A 22,477-nucleotide genomic window follows, 5' to 3' on the forward strand; every position below is an offset into this window, starting at 1 on the left:
GACCGCACCATCCGCGAATATGCCGAGGACATCTGGCACGTGCCGGTGCACCCGAGCGCATCGCCGCAGATCGGCTCGCAGCGCGAGGCGAAGGGATAATCCCGGGGCGCGGAAATCAATGACGCCTGGCGTCATTGAATTCGGCGCTGTCGCTCGCGATATTGTATGTCGAGCGTCATTGCGAGCAAAGCGAAGCAATCCATCATTCCACGTATGCGGAGCCATGATTGCTTCGTCGCGGAGTTTAACGTCGGGCCGGCCGAAGGCGGGACCCGGTGGCTCCTCGCAGTGACGGCGGCGCAAATTTGCATCAAGGATCATTATGCTCACCAAGACCCCGCACCTGTTCGATGAAGCCACCGCCGTCACCGCGGGCGACAGCCGATGGCAGGGCCGGACCAGCCCGGACTACTGGGCGTTCGTCGGCCCGTTCGGCGGCTGCACGGCGGCGACGATTTTGCGGGCGGTGATGCAGCATCCGCAGCGTGCCGGCGATCCACTGGCGCTGACGGTCAATTACTGCGCGCCGGTCGCCGAGGGCGTGTTCGATCTCGATGTGCGGCTGGTGAAGGCCAACCGGTCGAGCCAGCACTGGTCGGTCGAGATGACGCAGGGCGGCGGCGAGGTCGCGACGCTGGCGACCGCCGTGTTCGCCGAACGGCGGCCGTCATGGTCGCACCAGCCGGCCGGCTTTCCCGGCGCCAGGCCCTTCGAGGAGCTGCGGCCGTATCCGAAGCTCGCGATGACCTGGGCCAACCAATACGACTTCCGCTTCGACACGGGCAAGCCTGATATCGGCGGCGCCGCGCTGAAGGAGCCGGTGAGCCCGTACTCGAAGCTCTGGATGGCCGACCGCGTGCCGCGCAAGGTCGACGCGCTGTCGCTGATGTCGATGTCGGATGCGTTCTTCGGCCGTATCTTTCACGCGCGCAACGAACTGGTGCCGTTCGGTACGGTGTCGCTGACGACCTATTTCCATGCCGATGCGACCGATCTCGAAGCCGAGGACACCACCCGTCTGCTCGCGGTCGCCGACGCCAAGACGTTCCACAAGAGCTACGGCGACCAGCACGGCGAATTGTGGTCACCCTCCGGCCGCCTGCTCGCGACCACGACGCAGATCGCCTATTTCAAGGCGTAATCCACAAAGGCCGGATCGCGGCGGATTGCCTATTTCAAGGCTTGAGGGAACATTAGCGGGTCGCTTCTGTTCCAAGCCTTTGGGAGCCATGCCGCATGTCCGAAGCCGACAATTCAAAGCATCAGCGCATCGCGCTGCTCGGCGTTCCCATCGAGATCGGCGCATCGCAGCCCGGCCCGCTGATGGGGCCGGACGCGCTGCGCACCGCGGGGATCGCGCGGCTGCTGGAGCAGCTCGGCTTTGCCGTTGACGACCACGGCAATCTGGCGATCCCGGCCGTGGTCAGCGACGGCCCGGTGCCGGCGAGCACGAAGTTCTACGACGAGGTCAAGACCTGGACCCGCGCGCTATCCGAGCGCGCCTACTGGCTGGCGCATTCCGGCGCGATCCCGATCTTCATGGGCGGCGACCATTCGCTGTCGATGGGCTCGATCAACGGCGTCGCGCGCTACTGGCAGGAGAAGGGCCGGCCGCTGTTCGCGCTGTGGGTCGACGCCCACACCGACTACAACACGCCGGCTACCACCATCACCGGCAACATGCACGGCATGTCGGCGGCGTTCCTGTGCGGCGAGCCGGGGCTCGACGACCTCCTTGGCGGACTGCCGCGCGCGACCATCCCGCCGAGCCAGCTCGACGTGATCGGCGCGCGTTCGATCGACCCGCTGGAACGCAAGCTGCTGCGGCAGCGCAACGTCGCGATCGCGGACATGCGCCAGATCGACGAGTTCGGCGTCGCCGTGCTGACCCGCCGCGTGATCGAGCGCGTGCGCGCCAAGAACGGCGTGCTGCATGTCTCGTTCGATGTCGATTTCCTCGATCCAGCGGTAGCGCCCGGCGTCGGCACCACGGTGCCAGGCGGCGCGACCTATCGGGAAGCCCATCTCATCATGGAGCTGCTGCACGATTCCGGATTGGTGCGCTCGCTCGACATCGTCGAGCTCAACCCCTTCCTCGACGAGCGCGGCCGCACGGCGCGAGTTGCTGTCGAACTGATCGGCAGCCTGTTCGGATTGCAGATCACGGACCGCCAGACGCCGAGCAACGCCGTGCTTCCGGAGATGGGGGAGTAGGGAAATCGCGAATGGCGAATAGGCAGTAGCGAATAGCAGGAATTGGCGAGCACCTAATCGCTACTCGCCATTCGCTATTCGCCGCGTGCCGCTTACTCCGCCGCCAGCTTCACCTCGGGCGCGGCGGCGCGGACTTCGGCGTCGACTTGCGCTTCGAACTTGGCAAAATTCTTGGCGAACATGCCGACCAGCGCACGCGCGGTCTTGTCGAACTCGGCCTTGTCGGCCCAGGTCTTGATCGGGTCGAGGATGTGCGGCTCGACGCCCGGCAGCGAGGTCGGCACCGCGAAGCCGAAATACTTGTCGGTGCGGAAATCGGCATTGCGCAGCGAGCCATTGAGCGCGGCGGTGAGCAGCGCGCGCGTCACCTTGATCGGCATGCGGCGGCCGGTGCCGTATTTGCCGCCGGTCCAGCCGGTGTTGACCAGCCAGCAGTCGACATTGTGCTTGGCGATCAGCTCGCGCAGCAGATTGCCGTAGACCGAGGGATCGCGCGGCAGGAACGGCGAGCCGAAGCAGGTCGAGAATTCCGGCTGCGGCTCGTTGCCGAGACCGCGCTCGGTGCCCGCGACCTTCGCGGTGTAGCCGGATAGGAAGTGGTACATCGCCTGCGCCGGCGTCAGCTTGGCGATCGGCGGCATCACGCCGAAAGCGTCTGCGGCCAGCATCACCACGTTCTTGGGATGCGGCGCGCAGCCGGTGCGCGAGGCGTTGGGAATGAAATCGAGCGGATAGGCCGAGCGGGTGTTCTCGGTCTTCGAGCCGTCGTCGAAATCAGGCACGCGGTCGCGCTCGCCGAGCACGACGTTCTCCAGCACCGCGCCGAAGCGCTTGCTGGCGGCGTAGATCTCGGGCTCGGCCTCGGCGGAAAGCTTGATGCACTTGGCGTAGCAGCCGCCTTCGAAATTGAAGATGCCGTCCTCGCTCCAGCCGTGCTCGTCATCGCCGATCAGCGTGCGCTTGGGATCGGCCGAGAGCGTGGTCTTGCCGGTGCCTGACAGCCCGAAGAAGATCGCGCTGTCGCCGTCGGGGCCGACATTGGCCGAGCAGTGCATCGGCATCACGCCCTTCTCGGGCAGGTAGAAGTTCAGCGTGGTGAAGACGCTCTTCTTCATCTCGCCGGCATAATAAGACCCGCCGATCAGGACGATCTTGCGGGCGAAATCGATCGCGACGACGTTCTCCGAGCGCACGCCGTGACGTTTCGGATCGGCGCGGAAGCTCGGCAGGTCGATGATGGTGAGCTCCGGCACGAAGCTTGCGAGCTCCGACACGTCGGGGCGGATCAACAGCGTGCGGATGAACAGCGAGTGCCAGGCGAGCTCGGTGAAGACGCGCGTCTTGATGCGATGCTTGGCATCGGCACCGCCGTAGAGATCCTGCGCGAACAGCGTCATGCCTTCGGCATGCTTGAGGAAGTCGGCATAGAGCGCAGCGAACTGCTCCGAGGTAATCGACTGGTTGCCGGCCCACCACATGCTCTTGTCGGTCAGGCCGTCGCGAACCGTGAACTTGTCCTTCGGGCTGCGGCCGGTGAACTCACCGGTATCCGCGCAAAGTGCGCCATCGGCCGAAAGCACCGCTTCGCCATTACGCAGCGAGTGCTCGTAGAGCTGGGGTGCACCATAGTTCCAATGCACGCCCTTGAGATTTTTTAAGCCGAATTTGTCGGCACCGAAGGCACCGTTATGCACGCCCGTCTCTTGCACGAAGAACCTCCTCGAACCCGCGTATCCTTGTTCGCGCAAATGTCGCCAATCGCGCCCCGCCGCGGTGACCGCCTGTTGAATATAGCCTTCCGGCCCCGGTCCGGCGACCTAATAGTGGGGAACGCCGGGCTTGCCAAGCTAGTCGACTGGCTTTTGGTTTATTCCAAGGCAGGCTGATCATCATCTGACGCAAATGCCGCAGCGCGGGAGCGTTTCGTTTTGCTTTCGCTTTGTTTTCAAAGGAGTCGAGCGGCGTTTCGCCGCCGTTCTCCCCGATATCGAGACGTTGCGATGCACAAATGGTGCCAGTCAGCGCGCCGCGCCCTCGCCGATCAGGGCAAGGGGCGCCGAGAATGCCGGATATGCATTTCGCGGCGACGATGTGTCGTTGATATACGCCAGCATGGCCTGGCGCAGCGCCTCGGCGCGGCCGAGCTTCGGATCGGCCTTCAGGCGATCGAATGTCGATGTGGTCAGGCGCGTTGCGGCCTCGAAATCGACCGACCAGTGCAACACCAGCAGCGCGCGTGCGCCCGCATGGCGCGCCAGCCCCGACGGGGCTTCGGCACCGGGCTAGTCGCCGGCTATCGTGTTGCATGCAGATAGCACCACCCAATCGCCGTTGAGCTTGAGCTGTGCGACCTTGCTCAAGGTGAGCAGCCCGTCCTCAAAATCCGACGGCTGTGTGGGAATGCTCAAGACCAGAGAAGGTTCCGCAAGCGTCGCGGCGTCGTCGAGCCTATCGCTATCCCCTGGCGCGGGCTTCGGCGGCGAGGCGGACCAGCATCTTGCGCAGCGCGGTGCCGTCGGTGACGCGCTCCGGGAAGTCGAGCCGCAGCGTGTTGCGGCCGGCCTGCATGTCCATGCCGTCGGGGTCGCAGCCGGTGCAGATCCAGTCGGCGCTGTGGGCCCCGAGCAGGCGGGTGGCGTAGAGGTTCATGGCCTCGCGATGATCCTCGTTCATATGCGCCACTGCGCCCGCCTCGGCCGCGAGCAGGGGCGCGGCACCGTCGAGATCGGTCAGGAACTGGCCCGGCTTGAGGTCGACGATGCGGCCGAACCCGGCGACCAGATGAGCGCCGCTCGGACGGATCACGAAAAACGAAAAATCCTTAAATTCGACAAAGGCCTCCGCAGAAGGCTGGGCACCGAGATAGCGCCGCTGCGCGAGCTCCCGCTGGGCCTCCGTAACCTCCTCGGCCCGTCCGGCCAGCATGATCCGCGCCCCCTCGAGGGGATCGCCCTCGGCACGCTCGTCCAGCATCAACGACACCCGACTATCGGCCAGGATATTCTTGGTGTGCAGCGCCAGGCGGGAGATCAGCATGATCGGCGAGCCGTCCGGGTGGCTGGCGAGATTGACCAGCGAGCAATAGGGATCGCCGGTGCCGGCCATCAGGGTTGCAAGCGCGCCCTGGCGGCTGCGGCGGAGCAGCGAGCGGGCCAGCCGGGCGGGGTCGAAATCGGCGGTCGGTTCCATGGCAATCGGGTCATCATATTGCGGAACAGGCCGGCTTTCTTAAGAAAAAAGGGCCTTTCCTCATGGTCATAGGGTGCTATATGGGGTCCAACGCACGGGCCGCAGAACCTTATTTTTGCGGAACTCGGTCACACTTCAGCCCAGCTTGCATTGCTCGGTGGCCGCGTTCGAAGCCCTTTATACGGCGCGATGCTGGAATGCCCCGCCGTCAAGCCACTCTCATTGTGAAAGCAGCTCATGCCCACAATCGCCTTGGTCGACGACGACCGCAACATTCTCACCTCCGTCTCGATCGCGCTCGAAGCCGAAGGCTATCGCATCATGACCTACACGGACGGTGCGTCGGCGCTGGATGGTTTTCGTACCTCGCCGCCGGACCTTGCGATCCTCGACATCAAGATGCCGCGGATGGACGGAATGGAGACGCTGCGCCGGTTGCGCCAGAAGTCCGACCTGCCGGTGATCTTCCTCACCTCCAAGGATGAAGAGATCGACGAATTGTTCGGCCTGAAAATGGGCGCCGACGATTTCATCCGCAAGCCGTTCTCGCAGCGCCTCCTGGTCGAACGCGTCAAGGCCGTGCTCCGCCGCGGCCAGCCCAAGGATCCGACCGCCCCGCCGAAGGAGCCCGATGCCCGCGCGCTCGATCGCGGCCTGCTGCGGATGGACCCGGAGCGCCACACCTGCACCTGGAAGAACGAGCCGGTGACGCTGACGGTGACCGAATTCCTGATCCTGCAGGCGCTCGCCACCCGCCCCGGCGTCGTCAAGAGCCGCAACGCGCTGATGGATGCGGCCTATGATGACCAGGTCTATGTCGACGACCGCACCATTGACAGCCACATCAAGCGGCTGCGCAAGAAGTTCAAGATGGTCGACGACGAGTTCGAGATGATCGAGACGTTGTACGGCGTCGGCTACCGCTTCAAGGAAGCCTGATCTGCGCCTTGCGGAGGGTTTGTTAACTGACAGGGCCCTTGCGGCTGAGGTAAGCTTGCGCAGGCGCCCGCTTCGCGGGACGACATCCAATCCAACCCGGCAGTTTGACCAGTGCTTGATCGAACGCAGCTCGAGCAGGGACTGAACAACGAGGACGCGCGGCAGCTCCTCGAGCAGGACGCCGTGGCCGACGACGCAGACAAAGGCTGGCGGCGGCCGCTCGGCTGGCTGCGCCGGGCCGGTCAGTTCTTCTTCGCGCTGTCGTTCTCGAGCCTGACGCGCCGCATCGTCTCGCTCAACCTCGCCGGCCTGGTCGCGCTGGTCGCCAGCATCCTTTATCTGTCGCAGTTCAGGCAGGGCCTGATCGAGGCCCGCACCCAGAGCCTCCTGGTCTATGCCGAGATCATCTCGGAGGCGATCGCGGCATCGGCGACCGTCGAGGGCAACACCACCACCTTCGATCCCGACCGCTTCCTCGACCTCAAGCCCGGCGAAAGCATCGGCACGCCGGACGAGTCGGCGGATTTCCCGATCAATCCCGAGCGCGTCGCGCCGATCCTGCGGCGGCTGATCGCACCGACCAAGACCCGGGCGCGGATCTTCGACCGCGACGGCGGACTGATCCTCGACAGCCGCAATCTGTTCGCACGCGGCGATGTGCTGCGCTTCGAGCTGCCGCCGCCGTCGGACGTGCCCTCGCTGTACGAGAAGAGCAAGATCGCGATCAAGACCTGGCTCAACCGCGGCGACCTGCCGATCTATCGCGAGCTCGGGCCCGAAGGCGGCAAGGGCTATGCCGAAGTCGGCCAGTCGCTCGAGGGCATGAAGAGCAGCATGGTGCGCGTCACCGAGCGCGGCGCGGTGGTGGTCTCGGTCGCCGTGCCCGTGCAGCATTTCCGCGCCGTGCGCGGCGCGCTGATGCTGACGACGCAGGGCGACGACATCGATCAACTTGTAATGGCCGAGCGCCTCGCCATCCTGAAGGTCGGCGGCGTCGCATCCGCCGTGATGATCGTGCTGTCGCTGCTGCTGGCGAGCACAATCGCAGGTCCGGTGCGGCGGCTTGCCGACGGCGCCGAGCGCGTCCGCCATCGTATCCAGACCCGCGTCGAAATCCCCGATTTCACCGGCCGCCGCGACGAGATCGGCCATCTCTCCGGCGCGCTGCGCGACATGACCAACGCGCTGTACAGCCGCATCGAGGCGATCGAGATGTTCGCTGCCGACGTCGCCCATGAGCTGAAGAACCCACTGACCTCGCTACGCTCCGCGGTCGAGACGCTGCCACTGGCGCGCAACGAGAACAGCCGCGCGCGGCTGCTCGCCGTGATCGAACACGACGTCAAGCGGCTCGACCGCCTGATTTCCGACATCTCGGATGCGAGCCGTCTCGATGCCGAGTTGCAGCGCCAGGACATGGCGCCGGTCGACCTGCGCCGGCTGCTGACGACGCTGACCGGCGTCGCCAACGAGACCCGGCTCGGCCACGACGTCGCGGTCGAAGCCCGTTTCGAGGGCCGCAGCCCGATCGACACGCTGTCGGTGCCCGGCCATGATTCACGGCTCGGCCAGGTGATCTCGAACCTGTTGTCGAACGCGCAATCGTTCTCCAGGCCCGGCGACAAGGTGCGCATCGTCTGCCGCCGCGTGCGCGGCGAGATCGAAATCGTCGTCGACGACGACGGGCCGGGCATCGGCGAGGATGCGCTGGAGCGGATCTTCGAGCGCTTCTACACCGACCGGCCGCATCAGGGTTTTGGCCAGAATTCGGGCCTCGGTCTTTCGATCTCCAAGCAGATCATCGAAGCGCATGGCGGACGCATCTGGGCGGAAAACCGTCCCGGAGCCGCCGATGAGGACGGCAAGCCCACGATCGCCGGCGCGCGCTTCGTGGTCAGGCTGCCGGCACTATGAGCGACAATTCAAGCGTGCACGCTTCCGCCGTTCTGGTCGGCGAGCGTGCAGTGCTGATCCGCGGTCCGTCGGGCGCCGGCAAGTCGCGCCTGGCATTCGACCTGATTCTCGCCGGGCGCACCGGACAGCTTCCGCCGGCCATTTTGGTGGGTGATGACCGTGTCCATCTCGACACAGCCGGCGAACAATTGTGGGTCCGGCCGGCGCGGCAATTGGCGGGCTTGATCGAGATCCGGGGTCTCGGAATCCGGCACTGCCCGTTCGCGGCCGAGGCCGTGGTGGGACTGGTGGTCGACCTCGCCGCTGACGACGCGGAGCGGCTGCCCCCGCCGGAGGCGCTCACGGTTCACCTTAATGGTGTTTTGGTACCTCGGATTCCCGTTGCGTTCGGTTTTCAACCCCTGCCGCTAGTTGTCGCAGCGCTGACGACAACCGAAAGTTCATGTTCCCGTAATCTTGCGGACAATTGTGAGAAGGGAATTGGTAACCATATCACATCCACTATCGCGCCGGATTTAGGCGGCGCAGCCTCCCCTCTCTACCGCCAGGATCAGGGAGACTAGCCAAGATGCCCTCTTGCGCAGGGCCTCTGGATGGTCAAAGTGGCGCGTTCGTGCGGTGCACCAAAGAGCGCCCGCGAGGAGTTTCCGATGATTGGTCTAGTGCTGGTGACCCATGGGCGCCTTGCCGACGAGTTCAGAGCGGCGCTCGAACACGTGATGGGTCCGCAGAAACAAATTGAAGCAATTACGATCGGAGCCGAGGACGATTCCGATCTCTGTCGAAGCGACATCATCGAAGCGGTGAATCGCGTCGACAGCGGCGATGGCGTCGCGATCCTCACCGACATGTTCGGCGGCACGCCGTCCAACCTTGCGATCTCCTGCATGAGCCGCCCCAAGGTGGAAGTGCTCGCGGGCATCAATCTTCCCATGCTGGTCAAGCTCGCCAAGGTGCGCGAGGAGCGTTCGCTGCCCGACGCCATCGCGATGGCGCAGGAAGCCGGCCGCAAATACGTCACCATCGCCAGCCGCGTGCTCGCAGGCAAATGAGCGGCGAGGTCCCGGGCACCAACGACGTCGGCCCGGGCGTGCCAGCGGGCGCGATCTCCCGCGAACTCCTGATCATCAACAAACGCGGCCTGCACGCGCGGGCCTCGGCGAAGTTCGTCCAGATGGTCGAGCGCTTCAACGCCGAGGTCTGGGTCACCCGCGGCGGCGAGACCGTCGGCGGCACCTCGATCATGGGGTTGATGATGCTCGCGGCCGGCCCCGGCACCACCGTCGTGGTCTCCGCCAAGGGCGAGGAAGCGCAGCAGGCGCTCGACGCGATCGCCGAGCTCGTCGCCAGCAAGTTCAACGAAGAAGGCACGTAGGCGGCGCGCGAATTAGGCGCGTCCGTAGAGGCGAAGAACCGCTACTTCGCCGGCGGCACCAGATAGACTTTCCAGACCCTCGACGGGCCGGGATGGCCCTGGAAGAAGCGCTGCGTGGTCATCACCAATTGCTCGGCATCCTTGGCGTGCTCCGCCATCCACTGCTCGCACGGCACCTGATATTCCGGCTCCCTGCTGTCGCAGACGCCGATGAAGCCGAGACGCCTCGCCTCATCGAGCGATGTCAGTCCGGACGACCACGCCTCGCCCGGCATGATCGCCGCCGGATGGTCGGGGCTGTAGAATGTCATCGGCTCGGCGACGTCGGAGCGCGCGACGACCACCGCCCAACGCGAATGGAATTTGCGCTGCCAGATCTCGGTCAGCTCGCGCGCGAGCTCGGAGCGCGCGGCATAGGTCGAGGCGCCGGTGCGGTTCGATGCCAGTTCCCGCGTGGCGATGCTCGGCGCCGCGGCTAGCGTCGCGATCGTGACCGCGAACCAGATCGCCGTGACCGCAAACAGTGCCACGCGCGGCAGCCGCAGCGTCGGAATCGCGACCAGCGCGAGCGGCACCAGGAAGAACAGCGGGATGCCCCAGTCGGTCTTGATGTAGACCGAGAACGCCAGCGCGCCGAGCGGCGGTCCGATCGCGACGATCAGCTGGATCAGCCAGACGTTGATCGCCTGCGGTAGATTGACCGCCGCATTGGGCCCGCGCGACCAGACCCAGGCCAGCACGCCCGAGCGCCGCCAGCGCACCAGCACCACCGCCAGCAGCGCGAGCAACGACAGCACGACCGGCACGGCGAGCAGGGCGAGATTGTGCCCGATATAGCCGATCACGTGCTGGACGTTGAGCGCGCGGCTGTGCAGCGCATAGACGTCCCCGGCATAGGTGAACGGCAGGAAGTTCACCTCCTCGAGCCAGATCAGATGCGGGATCATGGCGACCAGCATCGTGCCGATCGCGACCCACGGCGCCGGCGAGCGCAGGAAGAGACGCCGCTCCGGATGGAGCAGCGCGGCAAGCCCGATGGCGCCGATCATCGTCACCACCCAGTATTTGGTCATCAGCGCCAGCGCGCCGGCAAAGCCGAGCAAGAGGCCGGATTTCACGCTGCGCTTCTCGAACGCGTTCAGATAGGCCAGCACCAGGAGCGGCAGCGGCAGCAGCTGCGCCAGGTCCGCATTGTACTTGAAGCCCTTGAAATTGAAGATCGGGTAGAGCGCCAGCATCACGACGGCGAAGAACGCGCGGCGGCGGTCGACGACGCGCACCGCGATCAGCCAGCAGACCACCAGCGCGGAGCTCACGGTGGTCATCGCGAGCAGGTAGGTCGACCAGTTGGCGACCGGGAAGATCCTGAACCAGACGCCGGCGATCCAGCCCGACAGCGGCGGATGCTTGCCGTAGCCGAGCAGGAAGCGCTGGCCCCAGGCATAGGCCTCGGCGACGTCCATATGGACGTCCTGCGCGGCCTTCAGCTTGATCAGGATCGCGGTCCACAGCAGCGCGTGGAGCAGCGCGAAGCCGATCACCAGCCAGAGGCCGGTCCTGGGATCGCTGGCACGCGCGGCAAGCCATGCGGCACTCCGGCGCACCGTCAGCTTGCGGCGCGCGCGCCGCGTCGCGGGAAGGTAAGAGGCAGTCGACATGGTCCCGTGCCTAGCGCGTTTTTGTGCTCAGTGAAATCAGCTTGGCGTGAGAACGCCTCCAGCGCCGCCACTGTTCGAGTACGGTTTTTGGCGAAACCGGGGGGTAGTACCAGCAGGAACATGCCTCGAATTGATCACGCCAGCCTGCCCCAAACGGCTTCGCGATTCGCCGTCATACGGCTGCAAAATACCGCATTGTGGTTGCCCGCGCGGGGGTGCGGATGCTATCCCGCGCCCATGACAACTGCCCCGATTTCCAACATCCGCAACTTCTCCATCGTCGCCCATATCGACCATGGCAAATCGACCCTGGCCGACCGCCTGATCCAGATGACGGGCGGCCTGTCGGATCGCGAAATGGCGGGCAAGGAGCAGGTGCTCGATTCGATGGATATCGAGCGCGAGCGCGGCATCACCATCAAGGCGCAGACCGTCCGGCTGAACTACCGCGCCAAGGACGGCAAGGATTACATCTTCAACCTGATGGACACGCCCGGCCATGTCGACTTCGCCTACGAGGTGTCGCGGTCGCTGGCGGCCTGCGAGGGTTCCCTGCTGGTGGTCGACGCCAGCCAGGGCGTCGAGGCGCAGACGCTCGCCAATGTCTACCAGGCGCTCGACAACAATCACGAGATCGTGCCGGTCCTCAACAAGGTCGACCTGCCCGCCGCCGAGCCGGACAAGGTCAAGCAGCAGATCGAGGACGTGATCGGCATCGATGCGTCCGACGCCGTGATGATCTCGGCCAAGACCGGCCTCGGCGTGCCCGATGTGCTGGAAGCGATCGTCACCCGCCTGCCGCCGCCGAAAGGCGACCGCGACGCGACGCTCAAGGCGCTCTTGGTCGACAGCTGGTACGACGTCTATCTCGGCGTCGTCGTGCTGATCCGTGTCGTCGACGGCGTGATGAAGAAAGGCCAGCGCATCCGCATGATGGGCACCGGCGCCGCTTACGACATCGAGCGCGTCGGCTTCTTCACGCCGAAGATGGAGCAGGTCGAGGAGCTCGGCCCCGGCGAGATCGGATTCATCACTGCCGCGATCAAGGAAGTCGCCGACACCCGGGTCGGCGACACCATCACCGACGACAGGAAGCCGATCAGCGAGATGCTGCCCGGCTTCAAGCCGGCGATCCCGGTGGTGTTCTGCGGCCTGTTCCCGGTCGACGCCAACGACTTCGAGACGCTGCGCGCGGCGATGGGCAAGCTTCGTCTCAACGATGCGAGCTTCTCCTACGAAATGGAAACCTCGGCCGCGCTCGGCTTCGGCTTCCGCTGCGGCTTCCTCGGGCTGCTGCATCTGGAGATCATCCAGGAGCGGCTGTCGCGCGAGTTCGACCTCAACCTGATCGCGACCGCGCCGAGCGTCATCTACAAGATGAAGCTGACCGACGGCACCGAGCTCGAGATCCACAACCCGGTCGACATGCCCGATGTGGTCAAGATCGCCGAGATCGAGGAGCCGTGGATCGAGGCCACCATCCTCACCCCCGACGAATATCTCGGCAGCGTGCTGAAGCTGTGCCAGGACCGCCGCGGCTCGCAGAAGGAGCTGACCTATGTCGGCTCCCGCGCCATGGTGAAGTATGACCTGCCGCTCAACGAGGTGGTGTTCGATTTCTACGACCGGCTGAAGTCGGTCTCCAAGGGCTACGCCTCGTTCGACTATCATCTCACGGACTACAAGCCGGCTGACCTCGTCAAGATGCAGATCCTGGTCAACGCCGAACCGGTCGACGCGCTGTCGATGCTGGTGCATCGCACCCGCGCCGAGGGCCGCGGCCGCGCCATGGTCGAGAAGATGAAGGAGCTGATCCCGCCGCACATGTTCCAGATCCCGATCCAGGCGGCGATCGGCGGCAAGGTGATCGCGCGCGAAACCGTCCGCGCGCTGCGCAAGGACGTCACCGCAAAATGCTACGGCGGCGACATCACCCGCAAACGCAAGCTTCTGGAGAAGCAGAAGGAAGGCAAGAAGAAGATGCGGCAGTTCGGCAAGGTCGACATCCCGCAGGAAGCCTTCATCGCCGCGCTGAAGGTGGATAGCTGAGGCCGCGAACGCGCTGTCGCCAGTCGCGCTCTAGCCAAAACCGCGAAAACAACCCCATGCAAAGGAGCCGGCCGGTGTCGGTCAGGGTATTGGGGTAATCCGCTTTCGAAGACCAGAAGCGCGAAGATGCGGCCCTTCGGTAAGGTCGGCATGCCGGGGGAAAGCTTCATTGCCGCGCTGAAGGTCGACAGCTGAGACGCCGCTTGAGGGCGCGGGATGATGTCCACCCTTGTCCCAGCAACAAACGCCCCACGATTTGAATCGCCATGGCGCGGCGTCAAGATTAGACTGCGATGATGTTGCGCATCCTCTCCCTTTCGATCGTCATTCTCGCATTGCTGCGGCCTGATCCGAGCTCGGCCGCTTCCTCGAAGAAGCGGCAGTCCGCCCGCTGGCATGGCTATGGCTTCCTGCCCGGTTACCGGCAGCCGCCCAACGAGACCATTCCGGTGTTCGGTCCGCGCGGCGCGGCCCGCGGCTATCCGGACTATTCGCCGCAATATTACTATGGCGGCGACTGGCACTATTTCGGCCGGCCCGGCTTCTATCGCGGGCGCTACAATGGCGGCAGCTTCGGTCCGTGCTGGACCTGGACGCCGATCGGACGCGCCTGGAATTGCGGGTGAAGCGTGAAGTCGAGTTGAAGCGGTTTCGCCCCGGTTTCGGTGCACCTCTCCCCGACGGGGAGAGGTGGACCTTCGACGCCGCTCGAGCTCAACCTAACTTCATCACGCCTTGGCTGCAGCAACCGCTTCGGCCCCTTCACAGCCAGCGCCGCACCCGCACGACATAGTCGTCATAGGCTGCGCCGAACTGGCGGCGCATCTTGGCTTCCTCGAACGGGATGTGCACCCAGTTGGTGGTGGCGAACACGGCGATTGGCGCGATGAACATCGGCCACGCCCCGACCCAGATCGCGATGCCCAGCGCGAGCAGCACGAGGCCTGAATACATCGGATTCCGAGTGAACCGGTAGGGACCGCGCGTGACCAGCGCGCGATTGCTCGGCGATGTCGGTTCGATCTCGGTGCCCTCGCGCTGAAACAGCATGAATGCCCACACCGGCGGAACGAACGCGATCACCACCAGCGCGATTCCCGACGGAGGAATCGGCAGGCCGGGTGGCGTCGGCCAGCCGAGCGACCAGCTCAGCACCGTGGCGAGAAGAATGTAGATCAACGTCCAAACGGGCGGAGGAAGCTTGAGCATGGCCGAGCCTCGCGAGGATTGATGCGCCATCGCCGTCGTCACGTCCGTTACCGCGACAATTTGTTCGCTTTTGGGGGCGTGAGGCGACCGAGGTCAATGTGGCGCGACATGGCATAGCGGATCTGCAACCGGCCGCCTCACCTTGCCCCGATCGATCGGATGGGCCACCATCCGCTGCCGGCCAACAAGAAACAAAACGGGCGGAGGGAAACGCATGAGCAAGGCCGGTCGCTTCGACTATGGCTGGGTTGTCGTCGGCGCCGGTGCGCTGATGACCTGCGTCGGCTTCGGCACCATGCTGTCGCTCGCGGTGTTCCTGCAGCCGATCTCGGATGCGATGGGCTGGTCGCACGCCGGCGTCTCGGCGGCGGCGACGCTGGATTTCCTGTTCATGGGCTTTGCGGCGTTCGCCTGGGGCGCGCTGTCCGACCGCTTCGGCACCCGCATCGTCGTGCTGGCCGGCAGCGTGCTGCTCGGGCTCGGACTGGTGACGGCGAGCCAGGCGCAGAGCCTTTGGCAATTCCAGCTCTGCTTCGGCGTGCTGATCGGCATCGCTGCCGGCAGCTTCTATGCGCCGATGATGGCGCTCGCCAGCGCCTGGATCGAGAAGCATCGCAGCCTCGCGGTGGCGCTGGTCTCCGCCGGCATGGGCGTGTCGCCGGTGACGGTGGCGCCGACCGCAAGCTGGCTGATCACAGCCTATGACTGGCGCATCGCGATGTTCGTCATCGGCATCGCCTCGTGGGCGCTCTTGATCCCGGCCTGCTTTCTGGTGCGGCCGGCGCCGCGCGGATCGGAGGTCGCGAACGCGGCGGCCGCGAGCGCACCGGAGACCGAATGGACCGCGGCGCAGGCACTGCGGACGCCGCAATTCGTCGCGCTGGCCGGCGCGCATTTCGCCTGCTGCGCGGCGCATTCCGGGCCGATCTTCCACATGGTGTCCTATGCGATGGTCTGCGGCATCGCGCCGCTCACCGCGGTCACCGTCTACAGCCTCGCCGGCTTCTCCGGCCTTGGCGGACGCCTGCTGCTCGGCGTGCTAGCTGATCGTCTCGGCGCCAAGCCGGTGCTGGTCGGCGGCCTCCTGGTGCAGGCGCTCGCGATCGCGACCTATCTCGCAGTGGCGCGGCTCGGTGAGTTCTACGCGCTGTCGGTCGTGTTCGGCCTCGCCTATGGCGGGGTGATGCCGCTCTATGCGGTGCTGGTGCGCGAATTCTTCGGCGCGCGCATCATGGGCACCGTGTTCGGCGCGGTGTCGGCGTTCGCCAGCCTCGGCATGGCGCTCGGACCATGGGCCGGCGGTTATGTGTACGACACGTTCCACGGCTATACGTGGCTGCACGCCGGTTCCTTCGCCATCGGCCTCGCCGCCGTCGCCGTTGCGCTGAGCTTCCCGTCGAGGCGCCGGCCGTCGCTCGATCTCGGCCGCGCCGCGGCTTGAGCCGATTGCATTGCCGATGTCTCGCGCATCGGATGGCTGATCTGCGCGGTGGCATCCCACCTTGCCCTTGTCAGCCGGATGCGCCACCATTCGCGCGCCCGCCCAACAACAACGCGAAAACGGGCCGAGGAAGCGCATGAACAAACCGCAGGGTTTCGATCTCGTCGAGCGCGCGCGTGCGTTGCAGCCGCTCATCATCAGTGAGGCCGACGAGATCGAGCGGACGCGGCGGCTGACGCCGACGGTCACATCGGCGCTGGTCGAGAACGGGCTGTACCGCGCGCTGCTGCCGAAGAGCTTTGGCGGCGCCGAGGCGCCGCTCGAGGTGTTCATGCAGATGCAGGAGGAGATCGCCAAGGCCGATGCGTCGACGGCCTGGTGCCTCGGCCAGTGCAGTGTCTGCGCAATGACCGCGGCCTATCTCGATCCCGATGCCGCCAACGAGATCTTCAACACCGCGCCCGGCATCCTCGCCTGGGGCGCAATCGCGCACGAGGTCCGCGCCGAGCCCGGCGGCTATCGCGCCAATGCGCGCTGGGACTTTGCCTCGGGCTCGCGCCAGGCAAGCTGGCTCGGCGCCCATGTCCGCGTCGTCGAGGCCGACGGCACGCCGCGCAAGAAGGCTGACGGTTCGCCGGAAATCCGCACCATCCTGTTCCCGATGTCATCGGCCACGATGTACGACGTCTGGGACGTGATCGGGCTGAAGGGCACCGGCACCGATTCCTATTCGGTCGAGAACCTGTTCATCCCGGACAAATTCGCCGCGCTGCGCGACGATCCCGCGGCGTGCCGCGAAGGCGGCCCGCTCTACAAGCTCTCCACCAACATGGTGTTCAGCATGGGCTTTGCCGCCACCTCGCTCGGCGTCGCGCGCGCCATGCTGGATGCGGCGACCGAGCTCGCGCGCAGCAAGATCCCGCAGGGCCTGAAAGCGATGCGCGACAACAACGCGGTGCAGGGCCAGATCGGCCGCACCGAGGCCAGCCTGCGCGCCGCGCGCGCCTATCTCTACACCACCGCCAATGACGTCTGGCGCGATCTCGCGCGCGGCGAGCCGCTCACCGAGGCACACCGCATCGCGATCCGCATCGCCTCGACCTGGACCATCCACCAATCGGCATCCGTGGTCGATATCGCCTATCACATGTCGGGCGCGACGGCGGTGTTCGCCAAGAACCCGTTCGAGCGGCGCTTCCGCGACATGCACGCGATCGCACAGCAGATCCAGGCCCGCGACACCCACTACGAGGACGCCGGCAAGGCGATCCTTGCAGGCAACCTCGGCGCTGCGCCGACGGCGCGCTAGGGTGTATGGGATGAGATCGAGTTGCGGCAAGGTCGCTGTACCCTCTCTCCCCGCTCTTACGGGGAGCGGGTTGGGGAGAGGGGCCGTCTCCGCCCAGACGGTGATAGTCGAGCTCGCGAAGACTCCCCCTCACCCGGAACGCATCTTGCGATGCGTTCCGACCTCTCCCCGCACGCGGGGCGAGGTGCAGCGGCGTCCGCCGCTAGAAGTAAGCCCCATCATGGCTTGGCGCGATCGCGCTTCCGCCCATTGTTTGAGCACGATTCCGCCAATCATGTCGGCGCCGCGATCATGCTGCAAGCCGCGATAGCGCGCAGTTGTTAAGCTTTTTCTGAGACGTTGCGGCTGGCGCTAATGCCTGGAGTTCCACCGGTCCCATGTTCACGCTTCGATCGATTGCCGCCCGCCTGATCCTGGCGATTTCCCTGACCGTTGCGGTCGCCTGCGCCATTCTCGGCGGCTTCTCTATCAGCCAGCAGCGTGCGCTGACCCGGCTCGCGCTCGATCAGCAGCTCAAGCTGCAATATGACAGCGTGATTGCGGCGATCGACTATGAGGGCCGCGCCGCGCTCGCGGTCTCGGCGGTGATCGCCGCCTTGCCGCCGGTCGGCGATGCCATCGCCAAGGGCGACCGCGACGGCCTCGGCAAACTGCTCGGCGACCCCGGCGCCGCGATCAAGGCGCAAGGCATCCCGCTGATCTCGTTCTGGCAGGCCCCGGCGACCAGCTTCTACCGGGTCCACGCGCCGAAGGTGTTCGGCGACGACGCCTCCGCGCGGCGGGCCACGGTGGTGGAATCGATCAGGGACGGCAAGCCGATCGTCGGCGTTGAGCCCGGCCGCGAAGCGCTGTCGATCTTCGGCATGACCCCGATCATGCGCGACGGCAAGACGCTGGCCAATGTCGACGTCGGCGCCGCCTTCGGCAAGGAGTTCGTCGACCGCGCCAAGAAGCGCTTCGGCATCGACCTCGCCGTGCATTCCTTCGACGGCCAGAGCTTCAAGCGGCTGTCCTCGACGTTCGGCGACACCGTGGTCGCGACCCAGGACGAGCTCAAACGCGTGATGAACGGCGCGGCCCTGCTGCGCGACGCCACGCTCGACGGCCACGCGGTGGAGCTCTATCTCGGGCAGATCAAGAATTATGCCGGCGAGCCGGTCGCAGTGCTCGAGATCGTCAAGGACACCAGCGACTATGAAGCCGCGGCGGCAAGCGCGCAGCGCAACCTGATCCTCGGCACGATCGCGATCCTCGCCGCGGCCGTGCTGCTCGCCTTCCTGCTCGGCCGCGGCCTGTCGCGGCCGCTCACCGCGATCACCGCTGTGATGAACCGGCTGTCGAGCGGCGACACCAGCGTCACGATTCCCGGCAGCGAGCGCCGCGACGAGCTCGGCACCATGGCCAAGGCTGTCGACGTGTTCCGCCGCAGCATGATCGAGACCTCGTCGCTGCGCGAGGCGCAGGAGGCCGACAAGGCGAAGGGCGAGGCCGAGAAGCGCGCTCTTCAGCGGCAGATGGCCGACCGGTTCGAGGCCGACGTCAAGGGCATGGTCGCCGCCGTCGCGCAGTCGTCGGGCGCCATGCAGCGCGTCGCCGGCGAGATCACCAGCAGCGTCAACGGCACCTCGGAGCGGACCTCGGCGGCCGCCGCCGCGTCCGAGGAGGCGTCGGCCAGCGTCAATGCCGTCGCGGCGGCGACCGAAGAGCTGGCGTCGTCGATCAGCGAGATCGGCCGCCAGGTCACCCACTCCGCCCAGGTTGCCGACAACGCCGTGGTGAAGGCCAGGGAGACCACCGAGATGGTCACGAGCCTCGCGGCATCCGCCGAGAGGATCGGCGACGTGCTGCGCCTGATCAGCGCGATCGCCAGCCAGACCAACCTGCTGGCGCTCAACGCCACCATCGAGGCCGCGCGTGCCGGCGAGGCCGGCCGCGGCTTTGCGGTGGTCGCCGCTGAGGTCAAGGGACTGGCAAGCCAGACCGCCAAGGCCACCGAGGAGATCGCCGGCCAGGTCAGCGCGATCCAGTCGGCCACCGGCAATTGCGTCAGCGCCATCGGCGACATCAGCAGCACGATCCGCGAGATCTCGGGCATCGCCACCGCGATCGCGGCCGCCGTCGAGCAGCAGGATTCGGCGACGCGGGAGATCGCCCGCAGCGTACAGCAGGCATCCGCCGGGACCGGCGAGGTCTCCGCCAATATCGCCGGCGCGAGCGAAGCCGCCGGCCAATCCCGCGCCCTCACCGGCAACGTGCTGGAGACATCGGGCCAACTCGGCGATCACGCCTCCGCGCTGTCGCGCAGCGTCGACACCTTCCTCGCCGGGCTACGCAGCGCGGCCTAAGCGGCGGCGCATTCCCTCGCCCCCGTTCTTACCGGGAGAGGGTTGGGGTGAGGGACCGCCTCCGCGCAATCGGTGATGGCTGCGTTCGCGGAGAATCCCCCTCACCCGGAACGGATCTAGCGATGCGTTCCGGCCTCTCCCCGCACGCGGGGCGAGGCGAAGCGGAGCCTGACGCTCGATTCGAGGTAACATCTCTCCGCTACGCCACCAGCGCCGCCGCGCCGCGCTGGGCCAGCAGCAGGCTGACCACCTCGACGTTCGGCCGGGCGCGGCTGAACAGAAAGCCCTGGCCCTCGTGGCAGCCTTCGGCGCGCAGGCAGCTCAATTCGGACTCGGTCTCGACGCCCTCGGCGGTGATGGTGACGCCGAGCCCGATGCCGAGGCTGACGATCGAGCGCACGATCGCCTGGGCGTCCGGGTTGGCGCCGAGATCGCGCACGAAGGACTGGTCGATCTTGATCTTGTCGAACGGGAAGCTGCGCAGATAGCTCAGGCTCGAATAGCCGGTGCCGAAATCGTCCATCGACATCCGCACCCCGAGCGCGCGCAGCGCATGCAGCGTCGCCAGCACCTGGCTGCTCTTCTCCAGGAGCAGCGTCTCGGTGATCTCGAGCTCGAGCCGCCGCGCCGGCAGGCCCGATTGCCTGAGCGCGTCGGTGACGATAGACAGCAGATTGCCGGTGCGGAACTGGAGCGGCGACAGATTGACCGCGACGCGGACATCGTCCGGCCACTGCGCGGCGTCCATGCAGGCGCGGTGCAGCATCAGCCCGCCCAGCGGGTTGATCAGGCCGGTCTCCTCGGCGACCGGGATGAACTCGGCGGGCGAGACCATGCCGCGCTCCGGATGCGGCCAGCGCACCAGCGCCTCGAAGCCCGTGATGCGGCCGCTCGTGAGATCGACCAGCGGCTGGTAGTACGGCCGCAGGATCTCGTTCTGGATCGCATCGCGCAGATCGAGCTCGATCTTGCGGCGGCTCTGGGCGCGCGCATCCATTTCAGCCTCGAAGAACGAGAAGGTGCCGCGAAAATCGCTCTTGGCGCGCGACAGGGCCATGTCGGCACTCTTCAGCAGCTTCTCGGAATCCTCGCCGTCGCCTGGCGACATCGCGATGCCGATGCTGGCGCCGATCACCACCGAATGCCCGTCGAGCAGATAGGGCTCGCCGACCGCATCCAGGATGCGCCGCGCCAGCAGCACCACGTCCTCGGGCCGCGTCACGCCGACCTGCACCATCGTGAACTCGTCGGAATTGAGCCGGGCCAGCGCGTCCTCCTCGCGCAGGGTCGAGCGCAACCGCTTGGCAACGCCGCGCAGCAGCTTGTCGCCGATGCCGTGGCCGAGCGTGTCGTTGACCGCCTTGAAATTGTCGAGCCCGAGCATCAGCACCGCGATCTTGTCGGTCGAGCGGCGGGTGTGCTGCAGCATCTCGTCCATCTGCTGGCGCAGCAGGTTGCGATTCGGCAGGCCGGTCAGGCCGTCATGCTGCGCCATGAAGGCGAGCCGCGCCTCGGCGCGCTTGCGCTCGGTGATGTCCATCAGCGCGAGCAGCATCGCCGGCTGGTCGCCATGCGTCAGCTGGCGCGAGTAGATCGCAAGGTCGATCAGCGTGCCGTCGGCGCGCACATGCTTCCAGGTCCGCGCCGCCTGCTCGTCGCTGCTGCGGCCGGTGGCCCAGGGCAGCTCCGCATCAAACGCCTGCAGGCTGCGGATCGTCATCCGCTCGAATTCGGCGCGGACATAGCCGTAATGCGAGATCGCCGCGTCGTTGACGGCGATGATGTGCTCGCCATCCAGCGTGCACAGGATCATCGGCACCGGATTGCCGTCGAACAGCAGGCGGAACGAGGCCTCGCGCTGCTTCAATTCAGTGATGTCGACGCGCAGGCCGACGATGCCGCCATCGGAGGTCAGCCGCTCCTCGATCAGCACGACGCGGCCGTCGGCCAGCACCTGCTCGTGCCGCTCGCCCGGCTGATACATCTTCTGCAGCCGCTCGGCGATCCACGCCTCCTCGCGGCCCGCAGCCTCCGGATAATCGCCGCGCGCGACGCCGACGCGGATGGTGTCTTCCAGCCGCACGCCGGGCTCGAACAGGTCGGAGCTGCGCTGGTAGATTTCCGAGTATTTCTTGTTCCAGAGGATGTAGCGGCCGTCGGAGTCGAGGAACACGATGCCCTGCGGCAGGAGATCGATCGCCTCGCGCAGGCGCTCATTGGACTTGCGCGCCTCGGCGATCGCCGCCTCGGCCTGGGCGCGCTGGCGCACCAACTCGCCGATCTCGACCGCCGTGCGGCGCGAACTGCCCGAGAGTTGTGGCAGCGGCTTGGACCGGCGATCCCGGACGCGGGATACTTTGGTCAGCTTTGGCTTCTTGGTTTTCTTTGGCCGCATCATCGGCATCGGACGCCCCACGCGCATTCCAGCTCGATGACATTTCTGCGATAAGTGTCTGAAAAATTGGTATCTCTCGCCGAGCAGCGGCATCGGAACGCGCCGGCCGCTTGCCTGCTTTCGAGGCGAATGCGCGCAGCGCGCAAGCGGCCGTCGTCATCCGGATGACATCAACCGGGTGCGCGGATCGAGAAAGCGGCAGCGCATGGTGAGCATCGCGTCAATGCCGGCACCATTGCCCAATGATTGCGCCGAAATCCGCTTCACGCGCACGAATATGTGTCAGTGCGCAAGAGGGTTAGCGCAGGGTTAAGGCGCTGCGCCTTCGCAAGCGAAACCTAGAACATGATCCGGAAAAGTGCGAAGCGGTTTTCCGAAAAGATCATGCTCAAACAAAGAGCTGAAGCCTGATGACGATTCAACCAAACCTCATCGCGCTT

Annotated in this window: 17 protein-coding genes and 1 pseudogene; 12 read left to right on the plus strand and 6 right to left on the minus strand. The window is 66.0% G+C overall.

The features are described 5' to 3' along the window. Positions 1 to 322 precede the first annotated feature (322 nt). Both J6500_RS30700 and rocF read left to right on the plus strand, forming a co-directional pair. A complete protein-coding gene (locus tag J6500_RS30700; protein ID WP_225716445.1) occupies positions 323 to 1,141 on the plus strand; it encodes an acyl-CoA thioesterase in 819 nt (272 codons plus the stop codon). A 95-nt stretch (positions 1,142 to 1,236) separates the two neighbouring features. Further along, positions 1,237 to 2,214 carry an arginase gene (gene rocF, locus J6500_RS30705; protein WP_225716446.1) on the plus strand — a complete coding sequence of 326 codons (978 nt, stop codon included), beginning with the start codon at positions 1,237 to 1,239 and terminating at the stop codon, positions 2,212 to 2,214. Between the two features lie 92 nt (positions 2,215 to 2,306). On the opposite strand, the gene J6500_RS30710 is transcribed toward rocF, so the two are convergent. The 3 genes and pseudogenes from J6500_RS30710 to J6500_RS30720 form a co-directional block, all read right to left on the minus strand. Beyond that, complete coding sequence (locus tag J6500_RS30710) at positions 2,307 to 3,923, minus strand: phosphoenolpyruvate carboxykinase (RefSeq protein WP_225716447.1); 1,617 nt, start codon at positions 3,921 to 3,923, stop codon at positions 2,307 to 2,309. 309 nt (positions 3,924 to 4,232) lie between these two features. After that, positions 4,233 to 4,655, minus strand: a pseudogene (locus J6500_RS30715) (CHAT domain-containing protein); the annotation flags it as partial. A 13-nt stretch (positions 4,656 to 4,668) separates the two neighbouring features. Further along, positions 4,669 to 5,403, minus strand: a complete 735-nt coding sequence (locus tag J6500_RS30720; protein WP_225716448.1) for a HugZ family pyridoxamine 5'-phosphate oxidase — start codon at positions 5,401 to 5,403, stop codon at positions 4,669 to 4,671. A 237-nt stretch (positions 5,404 to 5,640) separates the two neighbouring features. On the opposite strand from J6500_RS30720, the gene J6500_RS30725 reads away from it, so the two are divergent. From J6500_RS30725 to J6500_RS30745, 5 genes are all read left to right on the plus strand, one after another. Next, the gene (locus J6500_RS30725; protein ID WP_225716449.1) at positions 5,641 to 6,342 is read left to right on the plus strand and encodes a response regulator transcription factor; all 702 of its coding nucleotides are present in this window, start codon (positions 5,641 to 5,643) and stop codon (positions 6,340 to 6,342) included. Between the two features lie 183 nt (positions 6,343 to 6,525). Next, positions 6,526 to 8,256 carry a sensor histidine kinase gene (locus J6500_RS30730; RefSeq protein WP_376707878.1) on the plus strand — a complete coding sequence of 577 codons (1,731 nt, stop codon included), beginning with the start codon at positions 6,526 to 6,528 and terminating at the stop codon, positions 8,254 to 8,256. Further along, complete coding sequence (locus J6500_RS30735; RefSeq protein WP_225716450.1) at positions 8,253 to 8,819, plus strand: HPr kinase/phosphorylase; 567 nt, start codon at positions 8,253 to 8,255, stop codon at positions 8,817 to 8,819. Before J6500_RS30730 ends, J6500_RS30735 begins: the two co-directional genes overlap by 4 nt. An 87-nt stretch (positions 8,820 to 8,906) precedes the next feature. Next, entirely contained in the window at positions 8,907 to 9,308 is a 402-nt protein-coding gene (locus J6500_RS30740) for a PTS sugar transporter subunit IIA (protein ID WP_021076632.1), read from the plus strand. Further along, entirely contained in the window at positions 9,305 to 9,631 is a 327-nt protein-coding gene (locus tag J6500_RS30745; RefSeq protein ID WP_225716451.1) for an HPr family phosphocarrier protein, read from the plus strand. The genes J6500_RS30740 and J6500_RS30745 overlap by 4 nt, the downstream gene beginning before the upstream one ends. Before the next feature lie 41 nt (positions 9,632 to 9,672). On the opposite strand, the gene J6500_RS30750 is transcribed toward J6500_RS30745, so the two are convergent. After that, a complete protein-coding gene (locus J6500_RS30750; protein WP_225716452.1) occupies positions 9,673 to 11,289 on the minus strand; it encodes a glycosyltransferase family 39 protein in 1,617 nt (538 codons plus the stop codon). Between the two features lie 237 nt (positions 11,290 to 11,526). Between J6500_RS30750 and lepA the strand changes: the two genes are divergently transcribed. Both lepA and J6500_RS30760 read left to right on the plus strand, forming a co-directional pair. Continuing rightward, positions 11,527 to 13,338 (plus strand): translation elongation factor 4, encoded by a 1,812-nt coding sequence (gene lepA / locus J6500_RS30755; RefSeq protein ID WP_225716453.1) that lies wholly within the window; start codon positions 11,527 to 11,529, stop codon positions 13,336 to 13,338. Between the two features lie 296 nt (positions 13,339 to 13,634). Then, positions 13,635 to 13,964: a hypothetical protein gene (locus J6500_RS30760; protein ID WP_225716459.1), complete on the plus strand. Its 330-nt coding sequence runs from the start codon at positions 13,635 to 13,637 to the stop codon at positions 13,962 to 13,964. Positions 13,965 to 14,100: 136 nt separating this feature from the next. Here the strand turns inward: J6500_RS30760 and J6500_RS30765 are convergent, their stop codons facing one another. After that, a complete protein-coding gene (locus J6500_RS30765; RefSeq protein WP_225716454.1) occupies positions 14,101 to 14,547 on the minus strand; it encodes a methyltransferase family protein in 447 nt (148 codons plus the stop codon). 214 nt (positions 14,548 to 14,761) lie between these two features. Between J6500_RS30765 and J6500_RS30770 the strand changes: the two genes are divergently transcribed. From J6500_RS30770 to J6500_RS30780, 3 genes are all read left to right on the plus strand, one after another. After that, positions 14,762 to 15,988 carry an MFS transporter gene (locus J6500_RS30770; RefSeq protein ID WP_225716455.1) on the plus strand — a complete coding sequence of 409 codons (1,227 nt, stop codon included), beginning with the start codon at positions 14,762 to 14,764 and terminating at the stop codon, positions 15,986 to 15,988. A gap of 136 nt (positions 15,989 to 16,124) precedes the next feature. Next, positions 16,125 to 17,297, plus strand: a complete 1,173-nt coding sequence (locus J6500_RS30775; RefSeq protein WP_225716456.1) for an acyl-CoA dehydrogenase family protein — start codon at positions 16,125 to 16,127, stop codon at positions 17,295 to 17,297. Between the two features lie 377 nt (positions 17,298 to 17,674). Then, positions 17,675 to 19,642, plus strand: coding sequence for a methyl-accepting chemotaxis protein (locus J6500_RS30780; protein WP_225716457.1), 1,968 nt, complete (start codon positions 17,675 to 17,677; stop codon positions 19,640 to 19,642). A 199-nt stretch (positions 19,643 to 19,841) separates the two neighbouring features. Here J6500_RS30780 and J6500_RS30785 read toward each other — a convergent pair whose 3' ends face one another. Next, positions 19,842 to 22,046, minus strand: coding sequence for a putative bifunctional diguanylate cyclase/phosphodiesterase (locus J6500_RS30785; protein WP_225716460.1), 2,205 nt, complete (start codon positions 22,044 to 22,046; stop codon positions 19,842 to 19,844). Positions 22,047 to 22,477 lie beyond the last annotated feature (431 nt).

It is taken from the genome of Bradyrhizobium semiaridum (genome assembly GCF_020329505.1).
Taxonomy (GTDB): domain Bacteria; phylum Pseudomonadota; class Alphaproteobacteria; order Rhizobiales; family Xanthobacteraceae; genus Bradyrhizobium; species Bradyrhizobium semiaridum.